This is a genomic window from Hyalangium versicolor, from assembly GCF_020103695.1.
GTDB classification, from domain to species: domain Bacteria; phylum Myxococcota; class Myxococcia; order Myxococcales; family Myxococcaceae; genus Hyalangium; species Hyalangium versicolor.
Map to the genome: position 1 here is coordinate 139,334 of NZ_JAHXBF010000022.1, position 15,594 is coordinate 154,927.

Genomic DNA, 15,594 nt, shown 5'->3' on the forward strand with positions numbered 1-15,594 from the left:
AGTGCCTCCGTGAGCTCGTGCCGGCCGCACTACCTCGAGGGCGCCACGGGCGCGACCAGATGGATGGCGCCGAAGCGCACCATGCGCCGTAACTCCGAGATTGCGTGCCCCCACTGCGCGTCAGCGATGTCGACTTCACGCAGCAGTTGCTCCACGCGCATGGCTCCGCGAAGCGCGCGGACCATGCGGAAGCCCAACTCGGTCAGTCGAAAATCCCGCTCGCCGTGGACCGAGGCCAGCAAGACCTCCTGCCACCCGTCGCGCGTGTAATGGCGCCGGACCTCGGTGAGCCGAGGAGAGAGCTCTGCCACCGCGGTGAGCCACTCCTCGTCCCGGAGTCGGTCGACCAGCAACAGGGAGTTCTCCCGGCCTCGCCTCGTCGATGGATCGGCCGCCACCGGATCGAGCCGGAGCGCGTTGAGCTTGAAGTAGAGGACCGTGGCGCCCGCTGCATGGGTCCGCCCGTGGTATGCCCGCGCGCCACGGAAGATCACTGCGTCACCGGGCTGCACATCGAGTTCGACGGGCTGGACTCCGTCGAAGAGCACTTGCGGCGTCTGCGAAGGATCCAGGCTCCGGTGCCACATCGCCGCCGAGACAAAGGGATTGGGCTCCAAGTGCTGGTCTGGATAGACCACGAAGCGAGATTCAGGTGCGGCCCGGAGCGGGATCCCCACCGCTATCTCAGATGCGAAGCGGTCCTTGTGCAGTGCGGGCTGTGCGTTCGTGCCGGCCGGGTAGCCCTTGAGCTGACTCTCCGCGAGCGTCATCCGTGAGCGGTCCAAACCACACACCGTCGCGACCGCGTCGAACAGCTCCTCGAGAGTTGTCTCGGCGTCGGGGAGTACAAAGTCGCGCTCTCGAAACCGCTGGCTCGAGGGATCTGCCTCCTGCTCGAAGCGCATCTGCTGCTCGCTCGCGTACGAGAGCAGCGAGGGCGACACGCCCCGCGGCACGTGTACATACCCACGAGCCTGGAACTCGCTCGCGGCCTCACCTGGGTCGAACGTGAAGATCTTCATCCGCCTGGAACCCCTCGCTGATGGGATGCACCGCTGCACTCCACGTGCCAGCAGGCTCCCTCCACCTCATCCCGATGCTGGGGTGGCATGAAACATGCTCAATGCGCGGGTCTGGATCTCGAGACAGGGAGCCGTCATGCAGACGCGCACGCTTCGGTTGGGCGACAAGGAAATCCTGGTGGTGGACGGTCTGGTGGACGAGCAGCGCGTAGGAGAGATTGATTCTTTCTGCCGGCAACTCGCGTTTCAGCGCATCCGGTACTCCTACCGCGACTCCGCCGAGGCGCCGATGCAGTATGGCCATCAGTGGCTCCACCTCGTGACGCAGGAAGAAACCGCGCGCTTGCCGATCCGGGAGCTCCGAGCGTTCGTGGATGAGCGCTTCGCCGACCGAGGGCTCTCGCCGAGCCGTGCGCACCTGAGCTGCATCCAGCCCGGCGACTCGCGGTTCGCGCACATCGACGACGCCACGGGGCGCGTGCTCACCGCCGTGTACTTCGTCAACCAGACGTGGGCGCGAGATTGGGCGGGTGAGCTCGTGTTCTTCAATGGCGATGAGGCTTCGCTCGCGGTGTTCCCTCGTCCCGGCCGTGTCGTGCTGTTCGACGGCACGACTCTGCACCGCGGTGGCGTGCCAAGCCTGTCTGCGGGAGACGTACGCTTCGCGCTCGCCCACAAGTTCATGGCGAAGGGGTGAGCGGGTGGTGCAGCCACCTGCACCGCTCATCACGTAACCAACAGGTGCATTCCCAACGAGAGGATGAGCTCTCGCGTCGAGGTGAACTGCACCCGTTGCACCGGGCCACCTTCCAGCGAGAAGAACGCGAAGCGCCGTGGCGGTCCGAAGCTCACTGCGTCGGCGACGGGGTTGTGCTCGTAGATATCAATCACGTTCGTGTGCATCTCGACCATGAACAGCCCTTCTCGATCGAGTGTCCGCTCGCTGGCGGGCCATTCTCCCACCGACCGCGCGCGCTCTACGCCGAGGGCAAGCGACGGCAACGGCACTGCCCGCGCGAGCGCGACCGCACGCTCGATTCTCAGGAGTTCCAGCAGCGCCTCGCCCGGGGAGGTCTCTCGCAGATAACGCTCAAGCGCCGACGCCCAGTGCACGATGGCCTCGCGCTCGCTCAGCGACGTCGGGTTGGTCCTGACCCCATCAACGATCCGATCGTCTGCGAGTTCCACGCATCGGGCCAGAGTAGGGAAAAGGCGCGTGACGACCGCACGTACGTTGGCCGCATGGACCCGTCGGCCGAAATGACTGAACAGCGCGGGCTTGCTCCGAGCGAGATAGGCCTGCTCCCAGGCTTTCTGCACGTCCGAGGAGGCGATCAGGGCGTCGAGCATGGAACGCTGGAAGTCTCCGAGCCGCTGGCGCTCCTGCGCTCGCGCCTCATCTCGAACCTCTGAACCCTCGGCCCCACCGGCTCGCTCAGGCTCCTGCGCCGGCATCACCTGAACCCCTGTCCTTGGAGAACTGCCGCGACATGGCCTCCAAGGCATTTCCCTTCATGGTCCCAAAGAACTCCCAGCCCATCCAAGCCTCGGGCTGCTCGACCACGAGTTGCTCGACGTGCTGGAAGATCGAGCGGATGAGGTCCTCGACCGCGGCCTCATCACCGCTGGGCGGCGGAGACCACTCCGGCCCAATGCTCAACTCGTAGGTGAAGGGAGCCCGCGGCCGAAGCACCGCCATGACGACCCTCCTGCGCGCCTGCTGCGCGAGCCGCGCGATCCCTGTCGGCGCATGAACCGCGGAGCCGAGGAAGTCCACAACGAGATTGCCCCTGCGCGCCGAACGCGAGTATTCGGGGTAGAGCATGATGCTCGTGCCACTCGCGATCAGCTGCTCGCAGCGGGCCTTGAAGTCGTCCGTGAAGGTGAATCCGGGGAGCTGCTCGAAGACCAACCCGTAGTGCTGTACGATCCGCACGACAGCATCCACGAACTCCTGCGTGACGCCTCCGCCCGTCATGACCCGGACCCCCAGCTTCGCGAGGATGAGGGTCAAGATGAAATGCGGGCCGATATGGGGGGTGACGAGGAGGCACGAGCCGTCCTCTCGGATCAACTCCTTCAGGCGCTCAATGCCCTTCACCTTCACGATGTCGTCGAAGAAGCCTGGCCTCGACAGCGACAGCAGCAGCACCAGGTGATCGAGCAGGAAGATCCGTGCTCCTTCGCGCGCGATCTCGAGCGCTCGCTGCTCGGCATCGCCCACCGACGGTGAGCTTCGCCGGAGATACCCTGCAATCTCGCGGATCCTCGGATCCGACTCACTCCGGGGCGCGGCGAGCGCACTCTCCTTCTCGAAGATGCGGGTCATGATGTCGCAGAGGGACTCATGATCGAACCGAGAGAAGCAGGAGTAGAACTCGAACCCCAGGTAGAACCTGTAGGGGTGAAAAAACGACGCTTGCATCTGCTCGCCGCTCACGCTCGCCAGCCTCGTGGAAAGAGCCCAAGACACACTGTTTCGTGACCGCGGAATGACGATCGGCGGGCCAGGAGCGAAGCGCTCCTCTCCGCAGCCCGCCGACCGGGCGTCGCCTCAGCCTTGCGGCCGAGACGAGCGCCTCATGCATCACGTCTGAGTCGCAGCGCAGCCGCCTTCGCAGCTATCAACGGCGCCAGCAAGCAGGGCCTCGCCCTTGCTTGCCTTGCCAGCGCTGAGGCTGCCGTTCCGGAAGGCAACCTCGAACTCGGCCATCGAGGCCTGGCTCGCGACGCGGGACAGGGCGGCGAGGGTGGTGCGGCATGCACTCTCGTTGCCCTGGTGGACGCCAAGCTCCATCGCCTGACGGGTGATACGCGAGGGGATCTCCGCCGCGGTCACCATTCCCATGGCGCGCAGGGAGTTGTACAACTGAGCAGTCACTGTGGTCAGCACGATCTCTCCTTGGTGCTCAATCCCGATGCCTCGCGGCGCCGGGGGTTGTCCGAGAGCACAATGCCCTCGGAACTCCTCGGTACGGCTCTCGTGGGCTAAACCTGCTGCAGGAACGAGATCACTCGCCGCCCGAACATCTCGACCGCGAGCCGCGTTCGCTCCTTGGCATGCCAGAACGTCTCTCCCCACGAGGCGTTCGGTGATACCTCGCGCTTGACGTACCGGACGCTGAGCACGTGCTCGAGGAAGTCGGACGAGCTGAGCCACGCCACGCTTGGATCCTCGCCGAACACACCCCAGCGCTCGCAGTAGCTCCTCGCGAGCGCGAGGATGGCGCGGTACTTCTCGACGCGGCTGCCGTAGCTCGCGGCAATGGCCGATTCGAACGCGGCGAGTGCCTCCTGCGACTCCGGGCTCTCGGGATCGTGGACAATCCTGGCCCACACGTTCTGAACCCAGAGATCGCGGTGGCACCGGAACATGCTCGCCACGACGCGCTCCGGGGGCGGCGCGAACCGCAGCGCAACCCCCATCGCGTGCTCCAGGTACTCGACGTGATGGAAGTAGAACGGCGGCATGTAGATCGCATCGCCGGGTTCGAGGACGGCCTCGACTCCTCCCGCGTACTGGAGGAAGTCCTTGAGCGAGCGCTCGCTCATCCCCCGGAGCCGCACTGTCGAGAAGATCTCCACTGGGGAGAGCTTCGGGCCGGAGCCTGGAGGGAAGAGAAGGAACCGCTTCCTTCCGAAGACCTGGTAGTTGATCACGTGACGCCCATCCCAGTCGGTGTGGGTGTCAGTCGCGTTGCCCTGGGTGGCGAGAAAGACCAGGCAGGAGGCCTTCGGGAGCGAGCCATGCTTGTGGCCGGAAGCGAGTTGGCCCGCTTCGATGGCCGATAAGAACTCGCTCGCGCCGATCATCTCGAGGATCTCCTGGGGCGCGGGCTGCTCCGAGGCGACCTGGCCGTTCTTCTGGTTCTGTTCGATCTCGTCGAGGTATTTCCCGATCGTCGTAGCGCGTGTCCTCGAGAGGATCTTCGACCAGGAGAAGTTCTCCTTCGGATCGAGCGCGCCGACGTAGCGCTCGAGCACGTTCCCTTTGACGTTCACTACGGCCTCGCCAAGCCGCGCCCGTACCGAGTCGAGCGTCCTGATCGAGGAAAGTTCGGTCGTGTCGAAGAGGCCGCGGATCACTACGGGCGTGTGGGTCTCGGTGAAACTCCGGAACCGAGCCGCATCCGCATCGATCACAGGCAAGCCCTGGTGGCTGGTCATCGACACTTTGTCCATTGAACACTTCACGCGTTGCAAAGTCCGGTCCTGCTCGGACCGCGTCGATGCCGTGCGCGAGCAGAGCGGAGACTCCCAAGCTTGATCAGTACGAAGCCTGCGCGGGTCTCTGCTTGTGGACGGAATGGTCACTCTCCGAGGCGAAGTGGACGACTTGTCCACAAACTCGTCAGCTCATGCGGAGTGGGAGGGGCAGCGGTACCACCACGCTGGGCACCGCAACCGATGCGCCCCCATGTGTCGGCACGCTGAATGCTAGTTGAGGGCGTTTGCCCTGACGTCCAGCGTCATTTCTTCCAACGACATGAGCCTGACACCATGAAGGAATCCGAGCTTCAGCTGATCAGTGCGGTCCGGGAGCTGTCGCGCACCCGCTTCGCGGGCCGTGCCGCACAGTTCGATCAAGAGCGACGCTTTCCCCAGGAGAACATTGCCGAGCTCAAGCGGCTGGGGCTGCCTGGAATGGTGGTTCCAAGCCACCTCGGTGGATTGGACATCAGCGTCGAGGCGCAGGTCCGCATCATGGAGGAGATCGGCTATGGCGACCCCTCCACGGCCACCATTCTTGGCATGCACTGCCACACCGTCGCCGCCGTGGTGCAGCTCCCTCCTGCGTCGTTCCGCAGTGCGGCGATTGACGAGATCTGCCGCGCGGGAGCGATGCTGTGCGGAGGCAATGCCGTACCGCTCGCGGAATTGGACGGGAGACGGAGTGGGTACCGAGCCGAGGACCGCGGAGATCACTTCGTGCTGAGTGGTCGCGCGGGCTTTGCCACGGGCAGCGAGGGCGCGACGTATGCGCTCGTGGTGGCGCGACTGAGCCAGGGTGCCGGCGCGGCGGCGGCGCGGCCGACCGACATTGTCTTCACGCTCGTGCCAGCCGGAACGCGTGGCCTCGAGATCCATCGCAACTGGAACGGCATGGGGCTGCGCGCGACGGCGACGCACGATATCGAGCTCGTCGACGTGTGCATCCCCAAGGCGCAGGCGCTGTGCGTGCCGGTTGCCGACGTCCAGCGCTGGCGCGAGTCTGTAGAGCAGGGGCCTCCATCGCTCGAGTCGCAGCGTCAGCTTCGCAATGTGATGGGTCTGCTTGGAAGCTGGCTGGGGCTTTCACAAGCCGTGATGGACTTCACCGTGGGCTTTCTCGGAGCGCGCTACGGAAAGTCGGCAGGCGCTCCTGCCAGCGGCTTTCAAGGTGTTGCGGACCAGGCCCACATCCACATGGCGCTGGGCCGTGCGGAGCACTGGGTCGAGACAGGCCGCATCGTGCTGTATGACACGGTCTCCCGCCTCGAGACGCCTTTCACGTCGAAGACCTCGCTCGATCTGCAGGTCGCACGGACGCTCTATCACCTGCGGAGGATGTGCGAAGAGGTCTCGAACGCCTGCATGCAGCTCTGCGGCGCGCATGGCTACTCCGCTGTGCACCCGCTCGAGCGGATGCTTCGCGACCTGGCGGGCTACATCGTGATGCGCTGGAAGACGGACGAGCTTGTTGCGGCACTGGGCCGAGGCGCACTCGGGCGTCCGATCGCTCTCCACGGCCTGCTCGGAACATGAGCACGGGCTATCCGCGCTTCCGCCGTCCCTTCTGCGATGTGCGCACTTCGATGCCGGCCAGCATCGCTTCCAGGCCGAACTTGAATTCCTCTTCGATGTCGTAACTCGCCAGCACCTGGGCTGCCTCCCGCATCCGCGGGAACGCCTCTTCGCTCAGACGTTCATAGGCAGGGCGCGAGTCCTCGTCCGGTTTTGTCGGTGCGTAGCTGGCGAGCGCATGTCCGACGACGAACGCCAGCACGACCTGGAACGCACTCAGCGCGTCCTCGGCCGAGAAGCCGGCGGTACGCAAGACTTCGAGCCCTTCCTCGACGTACGCGATCGACGCGGGCGTCACGGCAGCGCGCGTCGCGAAGATCGGAACCACATTCGGATGGGCTCGGAGAGTGGAGCGCAGGCCATGGGCCCGTTCTCGCAACGCCTCCTGCCACCCTGCCACCCGCTCCACCGGAGGCATCTGGGCCAGCACCGTCTCGAAGATGCCGTCGAAGATGGCCGCCTTGTTGGCGACGTGGTTGTAGAGCGACATCGCTTCGACGCCCAACTCCTCGCCCACCCGCCGCATCGAGACCGCCTCCAACCCCTCGCGATCCACGATGGCAAGCGCCGCTTGGAGGATCCGTTCCCTGGAAAGCGCTTCACGCCTGACTGCTCTCTTCAATTGAACCTCTTGACGGACTTACACCATAAGCTTACTGTGTAAGTCAACCATGTGGATCCAAGAGCGGGCGGCACCCGAGCAAAACATTCGTCCCCTGCAGCGAGGGGCCGCCCCTGACGGCAGGCAACTCCGAGAGTGGGTGGAGCGGCTGGCCATCCCCCGACACCTCTTCGCGAACACCTCGGAGAATGCGTGGGTTCGTGACGAGCTCGCAGAAGCCTTCGAGCGCTATGGATTTTCCGTCCAGCTTCAAGGCCGTTACCAGAACGTCGTGGCCGTGCCGCGCACCGCGAGTACGCGCCCGCTCACCTTGATCTCCGCCCACTACGACAGTGTGCCGGACTGTCCCGGTGCCGACGACAACGCGAGCGGGCTGGCCGTGATGCTCGAGTGTGCACGCGTGCTCTCGGAGAATCGGCGCGGGCTGGCCGTCGGCTTCATCTCCTTCAACGCCGAGGAAGATGGGTTGCTCGGCAGCCGCGACTTCGTGACCCACGGATTGCCCGAGCTGCACCGCCCGGTACGTCTGACTCACGTGCTGGAGATGATCGGATTCAGAGCTTCCTCCGTGCCTCAGAGGCTGCCTCTTCCCTGGGCCCCCTCACGCATGAAGGTCCCCGATTTTCTTGGCCTGCTTGCGACAGGGAACTCGAACGCGACGGTCGACCTCGCGGTGAACTCCGCCGCAGCTCCCAGGTTGCGGTTGCTCGCGGCCAAGACATGGGGCCCGCTGCATCGGCTCCTTCCCGACTTGAGACGCAGCGATCACTTTCCCTTCTGGGACGCCGGTATCCCCGCAGTGCTCTGGACCGACACCGGCAACTTCCGGAATCCCCACTACCACCAGGCGACTGATACCCCCGACACGCTGGACTACACGTTCATGCGAGAGGCCGCAGAGCTTCTCTGCGCGCTCGTCTCCCAGGAGGAGGCCAGATGATCTTCGCTTCGAAGTCCGGTGAGAAACTCCGGAACCCGCTCCGCCACGAGTTGCATCGCCGGATGTCCCGCCCCCAGCGTCATCGATTGCTTCAGGGCTATCCCATGGCCCCGCTCCTGCGAACCGTGCGCGGAGGTTTCGATCCCCTTCGCGGAGTCGAACTCGACCCCGCTCGCCCACTCATTGTTGGCATCCTGCCCCACACGTTCTGCAATCCGAAGGTGAAGGGCTGCGGGTTCTGCACTTTCCCTCATGAGAAGTTCACCCATGCTCCGATGAACCGCGTCGTCGAGCAGGTCGCCCACGAGATCGAGCACACGGTCCTGCGGCACCCTGCTCTCCGCGAACGCTCCATCGACGCGGTCTACTTCGGTGGCGGCACGGCCAACCTCACGCCCCCAGCGGGGATGAAGCGCCTGCTCGATTGCCTGGCATCGGCCTTCGATCTCCGTGGCACGGAGCTCACCCTCGAGGGAGTTCCGAAGTACTTCCTGCTTCACGATGAGGCCCTCCTCGACCTGCTGGCAAGCCCCCAGGCGCGGCATCGGCGCATCAGCATGGGCATCCAGACGTTTGACAGGGAGTGGCTCCGCCGCATGGGCCGCGATGCCTTCGGCAATCTTGACGACGTCCGCTGTGTGGTCGAATCCGCTCATCAGCGCGGGTTCACTGTCTCCGCGGACCTCCTCTTCAATCTGCCCGGGGCGCCGGCAGAGCAGTCCCTTGCCGATGTGCGCACAGCCATCGAGCTCGGGCTCGACCAGATCTGCGTGTACAACCTGGTGCTGACGGCGGACCTCGACACAGAATGGGCGCGAGATGTCGCCCTGGTCTCGGCGATGCCGGATGCAGCCAGGGCCCTGGCGAGCTGGCTGGCCATCCGCGAGACGCTGCTCGAACAGGGTTACACACAGACGACGCTCACGAACTTCGAGCGTACAGAAGTCGCCCAGAGCCCTCGCCGCTTCATCTACGAACTCGCGAGCTTCGATCCCGCAGCCCGGGATGGGCTCGGCTTCGGCCCTGGAGCACTCTCCACGTTCACATGGCGCGACCACGAAGGCGCGACCAAGTGGAGGAACCTCGGCACGAGCGAGGCGTTCACCGACGCGATGAGCCAGCAGAAGAACGCCGTTGCCTCGGTCTTCGACTACGCGCCTGAAGACATGCGCTTGCTCCATCTCACCCGAAACCTGGCTCGGCTCCAGTTCGACTGTTCGGCGTACGAGCGCTTCTTCGGAACCAACCCGTTCGCGGACTTCCCTTCACACTTCGAGGTTCTCGAAGAAGCTCGACTCGTCCGGTTCGAGGGCCGCGTCGCTCATCTCACCCCTGAAGGCATGTTCTACGCCGACTCCATCGCAGGCCTCCTGGCGCATCGGAGAGTGCAAACGCTTCACGAGAATGACGAAAGGGCTGCGCGCTACCACATGGGCTGAAGCCGTCCCGATTCATCAGATGGAGTGCATTCCCCTGCTGCATCCAGCGTTAGAAGAGGTCGAGCTGCCGCTCATGGGGAACCTGAAATACGCCGATGATCACCCACGGGTTTGGCGCCACGAAGTGGAACTGCTGCGTGGTTCCGAGGAAAAAATGAAGGTCGGTTTTGAGGAACGTGTCGAAGTACTTCTGCCGGACCTTCGCAAGGGCCTGTGACTCATCGCCGTCCGCGGAGCGCAGGCAGTTCCAGTAGAGAGCTCCGGCCTCCCAGTCGAGCACCTGCATCTCGCTGCTCTTCCCAGCAGCATCCTCGAATCGGTACGAGAAACTGTATGGGAGCTTCGGAATCACCTGAAAGGTCTTCCGCCAGCTGTTATCCGCGAAGAGCTCGAGCTGATTATGAAACTCGCGCATCTGCCGTAGCTTCTCCGGGTCCCAATCTCGTGTGTCCTCTTCCCAGATGAAGTCCGAGATGCGAGCAGGCTTGAACACGGCAAGAGAAACCTGATTGGCCTTCGCGCCTGCGATCAGCTCGTCGAGCCGGTCGTAGACCCGTGCGGTCTGCAGGAGAATGCGACGGCGTTCGCGCCAGTTGTTGGCGGTATCGATATGGCCGACGGGCTGGAGTTCATTCTCGTCAACCGGTCTGAATGTCTCAGGCCTCGGATCAGACGCGTTGCGGACCAAGCGGCATTCCAGCCAATCGAATTTGCTGTACTGCTCCTTCTCTTCAAGCCTTCGGAAGGGTACGGGATAGATGCGGATCCACGTGCCGTCCTCCCGCACACCGGCAGTGCACACGGTCTCACCGTACTTCTTCGAGAGCGTCGGGTACGTCTTTACCGTGATGAGAATGCGCTCCTTCCGCATGCTCCCCCCTTACAGATGTTTCGCTGCGAACTCCTTCCCGAATCTGCTCTCAAGAGCCTCAGCTACGCAATGCCGATGGCATTGCTGCGGCAACAACTCATAGCAGGTCAGTACGACGCGTTTACCGGAGCGCACCCAGTCCGCAATCTTCGTGAGGGCCTCGGTTTGCTTCGGCAAGCTCTTCCGCTCGTACTCGGCGAAGAGCGCATCATAGTCCTCCTGCGACTCGAGGCTCTGACGCTGCTCGGAGGCAATCCCCAGTTCCGGCAGATGCTCGTAGTGAATACCCACCCCCTCGCAACCCTTCGCGAGCGTGCTCTTCGAGAATCCGTACTTTCGGCTGATCGGGTTCCTGCGAACGTCGCAGAGCAATGTAACCCCCGAACGCAGGAGTTCGTTGAGGTAGCTCTCGAGCGTGCGTCCCTCGTACCCAATCGTCGAAACGGCTGCAGGCTTCTTCACCGGACGTGCTGCCGCGATTCGTTCAAGAGCAGCGACATCCCCTCGCAGCACGCGTTCCGCGATCTCACTCCTCGTCGCGTAGTACGGGAAGCGGCGGTATGTCTCAGCCACCAGCGCATCACCCCGAAGGCCGTGCAAACGCCGTGTGAAAGCGCTCAACTGCAAGTCTTGCGTCCAGCCGGCCGCCCTCCGTCCCTCACCCGTGAGCCGCCAGTGCTGCTCATCGTCCGCCAACAGTCCACGCTCGATGAGCTTTCGCCGGTCAGCATAAGAGGTGAACGAGAACGCCCCGTACTTGTAGGGCACGAATTCGTACGGGCTACCAGAGTCGGGCTCCTGACAGTAAAGGAACAAGAGCTTCTGGAAGTCGCGGTTCTCCGCCGCGCCGCCAAGCGCGTCAAGCAGTGCGAGAAGCTGCCTCTGTCGCGCAAAGAGCGCGGGTGCACCTCGCTGCGATGTCCTCGTGTTCGACAGCACCATCCACTCCCTTCCTAGGCGCTCGATTCCTGCTCTCGCGCCGCGTCACTCAGTCGCGCGGATCTGCTCCACGAAGTGCTGTGCCGCCGTGGGTTCCACTCCGTGGGTCCTTGCCAGGTCCCTGGCCACCGTCTCCGGCGCGTCCCCCGAGCGCAGCAACATCCTCACGTTGTGCTCGAAGGGCACCAGGATTCGCTGCGCCTCTTCCCCCGTCACTACCGACGGACGAGGCGCTTCCCTGGGCAGCGCCTCGCCCAGCTCGCTCCTCGCTCGCAGGTAGGCGATGAGGTTCGTCGCCAGGAAGTACCACGTCATGAAGAACGAGATCGTCCCCCACCACCCCAACGTCACATTCCTCAACGTGTGGTGCCAGAACGCGCTGTTCAGGCACTTGCGGCACAGCTGTCCCTCCGTCGTGAACTCTCGACGCATGAACAGCATCCCCACGTTGTGATGCAGCTCCACATACGCAGAAGGCTCGGGAAGATGGCAGGAGTCACATCTCATGCCGGCGCACCATAGCTCACTTCATCCGCTGCGCCCCTGCCGTCTCGACCGCTTGGCCACTCCCCCCTGCATCGCCAGCAGCCGCTGCCCCGCCTCCGTCCGCGCCTGCCCCGGCGTCACTCCGAACCGTCGCCGGAAATGTGTAAGACGCAGCCCCCACCGAACGGATAGGGTAGGGCCCACTACTTCACCCCTGGGAGGTCCCATGCACCGCAGCCGCCTGTCCAACTTCATCCTCGACTGCAAGGTCGACGACATCGACGCCGCCGCCACCTTCTGGAGCCGCGCCCTCGGCAGGGCCGTCGTGCCCCCCACGCCCGAGAGCGGCAACTACCGCGAGCTCACCTCCTCCAAAGAGGAGCCCATGCTCCTGCTCCAGCAAGTCACCCACGACAGCCGCATCCATCTCGACATCGAGACCGATAATCTCGACGCCGAGGTGAAGCGGCTCGAGGCACTCGGCGCCAAGCGCATCGCCTTCGTCAAGGAGCGCTGGTGGGTCCTCGAGGCGCCCTCCGGCCACCGCTTCTGCGTCGTCCAACCCCAGCGCGGAGCCCTCGACTCGCACGCTACTGCCTGGGACGACGCGGCAACCAAACGGTGAACGTCGTCCCGTCCCCCACCTCGGAGCGCACCTCGATGCGCCCCCCGTGCGCCGCGACGATCCGATGCGAGATGAAGAGCCCCAACCCCAAGCTCCTTCCCGCTCCCATCCCCGCCTCCTTCCCCCGCTGGAAGGGCTCGAACAGCCCGGGGAGCAGCTCGGTGGGGATGGCTGCTCCCTCGTTGTGCACCTCGAAGAGCACTGCGTCCGGCTCTTCCCGCACCGTCACCCGCACCGGCGTGTCCCCTGGGCTGTGCTGCACCGCATTGCCCAGCAGGTTCGCCATCACCTGCGCCAGCCGGTCCGGATCCCCCTCCACCGGCCCCTCCTTCGCGCCCCCCAGTTCCAAGAGGCGCTCGGGGTACGCGGATTGGATCTCCTCCACCACCTGCCGCGCCAGCCCCACCACGTCCACCGGGCCCGGGTTCAGCGGAATGCCGCCCACCCGGGCCTGCGTGAAGTCCAGCAGGTCCCGAATCAACCGGTGCGCCCGATCCGCCGCCGCGTAGATGCGCGTGGCCGTCTTCGCCGTTCCCGCGTCCAGCCCCTCGCGCTTGATCAACATCGTCGCTGACAAGGTGATGGCGTTCAGCGGGTTGCGCAGATCATGGCTGACGATGGCCACCACGTCCTCGCGCACCCGCACCGCCTCGCGCGCCTGCTGGTACAACATCGCGTTGTCGATGGCGATCGCCGCCCGGTCCGCCAGCCCCTGCGCCACCACCCTCACCCAAGGCCTTGCCATGCGCTCCGGCTCCATCGAGGCCAGGTTCATCACCCCCAGCGTCCGCCCGCACGCCTTCAACGGAAGGATGAGCGACGAGCGCGGTGCCAGCTTCTCCAGCAAGGCCCGGTGCTCCGCGTTGGCCGCCGCCGCATCCAGCCACTCCGGGGTGATGTCCACCGTACTGGGCTCTCCCGTCTCGAACACCCGGGCCACTGGACTCGAAGAGCCCAGCCGCGGCACATACGCCATGGCCCCGCGCATGAGCTCCCGGTACGTCGGATCTCGTGACAGCACTTCCAGCCGGTGAAGCTGTCCGTCCTCTCCCCGAAGATCCACCATGCAGTAGTCCGCCAGGTGATTCACCGCCAGCGAGGCGATGCTGCGCAGCGTCGTCTCCAGATCGAGCGACTGCGCCAACACCGTCCCCGCCTCCAGCAGCAGCGCCTGCACCCGCTCCGCCTCCTTGCGCTGGCTGATGTCCCGCACCATCCCCGTGAAGAACCGCCCCCGCGGCAGCACCGTCTCGTTCACGCACAGCTCCATCGGGAAGGTGCTCCCGTCCTTGCGCAGGCCCCACACCTCGCGCCCTGTCCCGATGACTTTCGGGATGCCCGTGCGCAGGTAGCTGCTGATGTACCCGTCGTGCTCGCTCCGGTAGGGCTCCGGCATCAACATGCCCACACCGCGCCCGATCAGCTCTGCCGGTACGTACCCGAACAGCCGCGTCGTCGCCGCGTTCACCCCCTGCATCACCCCGCCCTCGTCGATGGTGATGATGGCGTCCACCGCCGTGTCGAGCACCGCTCGCATCATCTCGCCCGTCTCGCGCAGCGCCTCCTCCATCCGCTTGCGCTCGGTGATGTCCGTGGAGATGCCGCCCAGCGCAGCCCGCCGTCCGCTCCCACCGGGCATGGGGAACTTCACCGATAGATAGGTGTGAGGCCCGTCCTCCTCGGGCACCACCTCCTCTACGGTGACGGGCCTGCCCTCGGCGAGCACCTGGCGCTCCACTTCTCGCAAGCGGCGAGCCACATCCTCGGACCCAACCTCCGGCCCCGCCTTCCCGAGCAGCGCCTCGCGCGGGCGGCGGTGCAGGGCCTCCATGTGGCGGTTGACGAGCAGGAAACGGCCCTCCGCGTCCTTCACGGAGATGGCCGCCGGGGCATGGTCCATGATGGCCTGCAGCCGGGCCTCGCTCTCGCGGAGCCGCTCCAGCAGTTGCGCCTGGACGATGAGCGAGGTGGCCCGCTGTCCCATCGTGCGCAGCAACTGCTTGTCATCATCCGAGAAGTCATACGCCGTGCGTGAGCCCATGTGCGCCACACCCATCACCCGGCCCTCGTGGATGAGCGGCACCCCGTAGAGGGCGTGGATCCGCTGGCTCCGGAACAACGGGCTATCCCCCTCCTGATTCATGGCCGCATCCCGCACCAGGAGCGGCTCCTCGCGGGAGGCCACCCTCCCCGAGAATCCCTCTCCCACTCGCACCGGGTAGCCCTCGAGCTCCTCCGCTCCCAGTCCGATGGCGGCGCGCACGTGCAGCGCGTCCTGCTCGTCCCGCAGGAGGATCGCCACCGAGTCCACCGCGGCCACTGTCTCCAGCAGCACCGTCATCAACTGAGGAAGGAAGGTGTCCAGGTCCCCCGTCCCGAGCGCCGCGGAGGAGACCCGATCCAAGGCCCTCAAGGTGCGCTCCCGCGCCTCGGCGAATCGTGCCGCCGAGGCGGCAATCACCTCGTCGATGGCCCGGTCGAACTCGCGCACCTGTTGGACATTGATGCCTCCCGATACCTCCCGCGCCCACAGGCCGAGGATGGTGTCTCTCAGGACACTCAGCTCCTCGGTGGCCGTCCGGAGATCGTAACCCTCGTCCAACCGCTCCAGCGCATGCTTGTCCGTCAGTCCTCTCAGCGCTTCATGCCCTTTCGCGTGGCGGTTCCGGAGCACGTAGACGATGCGCGCCAGGATTTGCGGCACGTGATCCCTCAATGCCGCTCTCTCCAGCCGCTCGGCCGCTGGCGTGCCCCGAACACTGTGCTCCCACTCTCGCAGGATGGTGCGCAGGTGCTCCTGGATGAAGTCACAGAGAGGGAGGCTTGCGTGGCCCGTCTCGGTGCCGGGGTTTGCCATGCAGACAAG

The 15,594-nt window shown here is 65.1% G+C and carries 15 protein-coding genes; 5 read left to right on the forward strand and 10 right to left on the reverse strand.

The genetic code is table 11. The annotated features are described in order from the left end of the window. Window positions 1–29: 29 nt before the first annotated feature. On the reverse strand, window positions 30–1,022 hold the full coding sequence (locus tag KY501_RS38100; RefSeq protein WP_224368786.1) for a hypothetical protein: 993 nt from the start codon (window positions 1,020–1,022) through the stop codon (window positions 30–32). Between the two features lie 136 nt (window positions 1,023–1,158). On the opposite strand from KY501_RS38100, the gene KY501_RS38105 reads away from it, so the two are divergent. Next, window positions 1,159–1,719, forward strand: coding sequence for a 2OG-Fe(II) oxygenase (locus tag KY501_RS38105; protein WP_224368787.1), 561 nt, complete (start codon window positions 1,159–1,161; stop codon window positions 1,717–1,719). A gap of 29 nt (window positions 1,720–1,748) precedes the next feature. On the opposite strand, the gene KY501_RS38110 is transcribed toward KY501_RS38105, so the two are convergent. From KY501_RS38110 to KY501_RS38125, 4 genes are all read right to left on the reverse strand, one after another. Next, window positions 1,749–2,372 (reverse strand): hypothetical protein, encoded by a 624-nt coding sequence (locus KY501_RS38110; RefSeq protein ID WP_224368788.1) that lies wholly within the window; start codon window positions 2,370–2,372, stop codon window positions 1,749–1,751. A gap of 85 nt (window positions 2,373–2,457) precedes the next feature. Next, a complete protein-coding gene (locus KY501_RS38115) occupies window positions 2,458–3,447 on the reverse strand; it encodes an LpxL/LpxP family acyltransferase (protein ID WP_224368789.1) in 990 nt (329 codons plus the stop codon). A 162-nt stretch (window positions 3,448–3,609) separates the two neighbouring features. Next, window positions 3,610–3,915: a hypothetical protein gene (locus tag KY501_RS38120; RefSeq protein ID WP_224368790.1), complete on the reverse strand. Its 306-nt coding sequence runs from the start codon at window positions 3,913–3,915 to the stop codon at window positions 3,610–3,612. A 95-nt stretch (window positions 3,916–4,010) separates the two neighbouring features. Then, window positions 4,011–5,204 (reverse strand): cupin-like domain-containing protein, encoded by a 1,194-nt coding sequence (locus KY501_RS38125; protein ID WP_224368791.1) that lies wholly within the window; start codon window positions 5,202–5,204, stop codon window positions 4,011–4,013. Between the two features lie 318 nt (window positions 5,205–5,522). Here KY501_RS38125 and KY501_RS38130 point away from each other — a divergent pair, with 318 nt between their 5' ends. Continuing rightward, a complete protein-coding gene (locus tag KY501_RS38130) occupies window positions 5,523–6,767 on the forward strand; it encodes an acyl-CoA dehydrogenase family protein (protein ID WP_224368792.1) in 1,245 nt (414 codons plus the stop codon). Between the two features lie 7 nt (window positions 6,768–6,774). On the opposite strand, the gene KY501_RS38135 is transcribed toward KY501_RS38130, so the two are convergent. Then, window positions 6,775–7,428: a TetR/AcrR family transcriptional regulator C-terminal domain-containing protein gene (locus tag KY501_RS38135; RefSeq protein WP_224368793.1), complete on the reverse strand. Its 654-nt coding sequence runs from the start codon at window positions 7,426–7,428 to the stop codon at window positions 6,775–6,777. A gap of 49 nt (window positions 7,429–7,477) precedes the next feature. Between KY501_RS38135 and KY501_RS38140 the strand changes: the two genes are divergently transcribed. After that, window positions 7,478–8,368, forward strand: a complete 891-nt coding sequence (locus KY501_RS38140; protein WP_224368794.1) for a M28 family peptidase — start codon at window positions 7,478–7,480, stop codon at window positions 8,366–8,368. Continuing rightward, a complete protein-coding gene (locus KY501_RS38145) occupies window positions 8,365–9,807 on the forward strand; it encodes a radical SAM protein (protein WP_224368795.1) in 1,443 nt (480 codons plus the stop codon). Before KY501_RS38140 ends, KY501_RS38145 begins: the two co-directional genes overlap by 4 nt. Before the next feature lie 49 nt (window positions 9,808–9,856). On the opposite strand, the gene KY501_RS38150 is transcribed toward KY501_RS38145, so the two are convergent. From KY501_RS38150 to KY501_RS38160, 3 genes are read right to left on the reverse strand one after another with little or no spacing between them, the layout of a single operon-like run. After that, on the reverse strand, window positions 9,857–10,678 hold the full coding sequence (locus KY501_RS38150) for a DUF8758 domain-containing protein (protein ID WP_224368796.1): 822 nt from the start codon (window positions 10,676–10,678) through the stop codon (window positions 9,857–9,859). 9 nt (window positions 10,679–10,687) lie between these two features. Continuing rightward, window positions 10,688–11,620 carry a DUF488 domain-containing protein gene (locus KY501_RS38155; RefSeq protein ID WP_224368797.1) on the reverse strand — a complete coding sequence of 311 codons (933 nt, stop codon included), beginning with the start codon at window positions 11,618–11,620 and terminating at the stop codon, window positions 10,688–10,690. A 42-nt stretch (window positions 11,621–11,662) separates the two neighbouring features. After that, window positions 11,663–12,049, reverse strand: coding sequence for a hypothetical protein (locus tag KY501_RS38160; protein WP_224368798.1), 387 nt, complete (start codon window positions 12,047–12,049; stop codon window positions 11,663–11,665). A 280-nt stretch (window positions 12,050–12,329) separates the two neighbouring features. Here KY501_RS38160 and KY501_RS38165 point away from each other — a divergent pair, with 280 nt between their 5' ends. Beyond that, window positions 12,330–12,728, forward strand: coding sequence for a VOC family protein (locus KY501_RS38165; protein ID WP_224368799.1), 399 nt, complete (start codon window positions 12,330–12,332; stop codon window positions 12,726–12,728). Here KY501_RS38165 and KY501_RS53765 read toward each other — a convergent pair. Beyond that, window positions 12,694–15,585, reverse strand: a complete 2,892-nt coding sequence (locus KY501_RS53765; RefSeq protein WP_304608691.1) for a PAS domain S-box protein — start codon at window positions 15,583–15,585, stop codon at window positions 12,694–12,696. The genes KY501_RS38165 and KY501_RS53765 overlap by 35 nt on opposite strands. Window positions 15,586–15,594: the final 9 nt, after the last annotated feature.

Coding starts and splice junctions, on each gene's coding strand:
- KY501_RS38105 (WP_224368787.1), top strand. CDS start 1,159: ATGCAGACGCGCACGCTTCGGTTGGGCGACAAGGAAATCCTGGTGGTG.
- KY501_RS38100 (WP_224368786.1), bottom strand. CDS start 1,022: ATGAAGATCTTCACGTTCGACCCAGGTGAGGCCGCGAGCGAGTTCCAG.
- KY501_RS38150 (WP_224368796.1), bottom strand. CDS start 10,678: ATGCGGAAGGAGCGCATTCTCATCACGGTAAAGACGTACCCGACGCTC.
- KY501_RS53765 (WP_304608691.1), bottom strand. CDS start 15,585: ATGGCAAACCCCGGCACCGAGACGGGCCACGCAAGCCTCCCTCTCTGT.
- KY501_RS38145 (WP_224368795.1), top strand. CDS start 8,365: ATGATCTTCGCTTCGAAGTCCGGTGAGAAACTCCGGAACCCGCTCCGC.
- KY501_RS38160 (WP_224368798.1), bottom strand. CDS start 12,049: ATGCGTCGAGAGTTCACGACGGAGGGACAGCTGTGCCGCAAGTGCCTG.
- KY501_RS38130 (WP_224368792.1), top strand. CDS start 5,523: ATGAAGGAATCCGAGCTTCAGCTGATCAGTGCGGTCCGGGAGCTGTCG.
- KY501_RS38165 (WP_224368799.1), top strand. CDS start 12,330: ATGCACCGCAGCCGCCTGTCCAACTTCATCCTCGACTGCAAGGTCGAC.
- KY501_RS38125 (WP_224368791.1), bottom strand. CDS start 5,204: ATGGACAAAGTGTCGATGACCAGCCACCAGGGCTTGCCTGTGATCGAT.
- KY501_RS38140 (WP_224368794.1), top strand. CDS start 7,478: ATGTGGATCCAAGAGCGGGCGGCACCCGAGCAAAACATTCGTCCCCTG.
- KY501_RS38115 (WP_224368789.1), bottom strand. CDS start 3,447: ATGCAAGCGTCGTTTTTTCACCCCTACAGGTTCTACCTGGGGTTCGAG.
- KY501_RS38110 (WP_224368788.1), bottom strand. CDS start 2,372: ATGCTCGACGCCCTGATCGCCTCCTCGGACGTGCAGAAAGCCTGGGAG.
- KY501_RS38155 (WP_224368797.1), bottom strand. CDS start 11,620: ATGGTGCTGTCGAACACGAGGACATCGCAGCGAGGTGCACCCGCGCTC.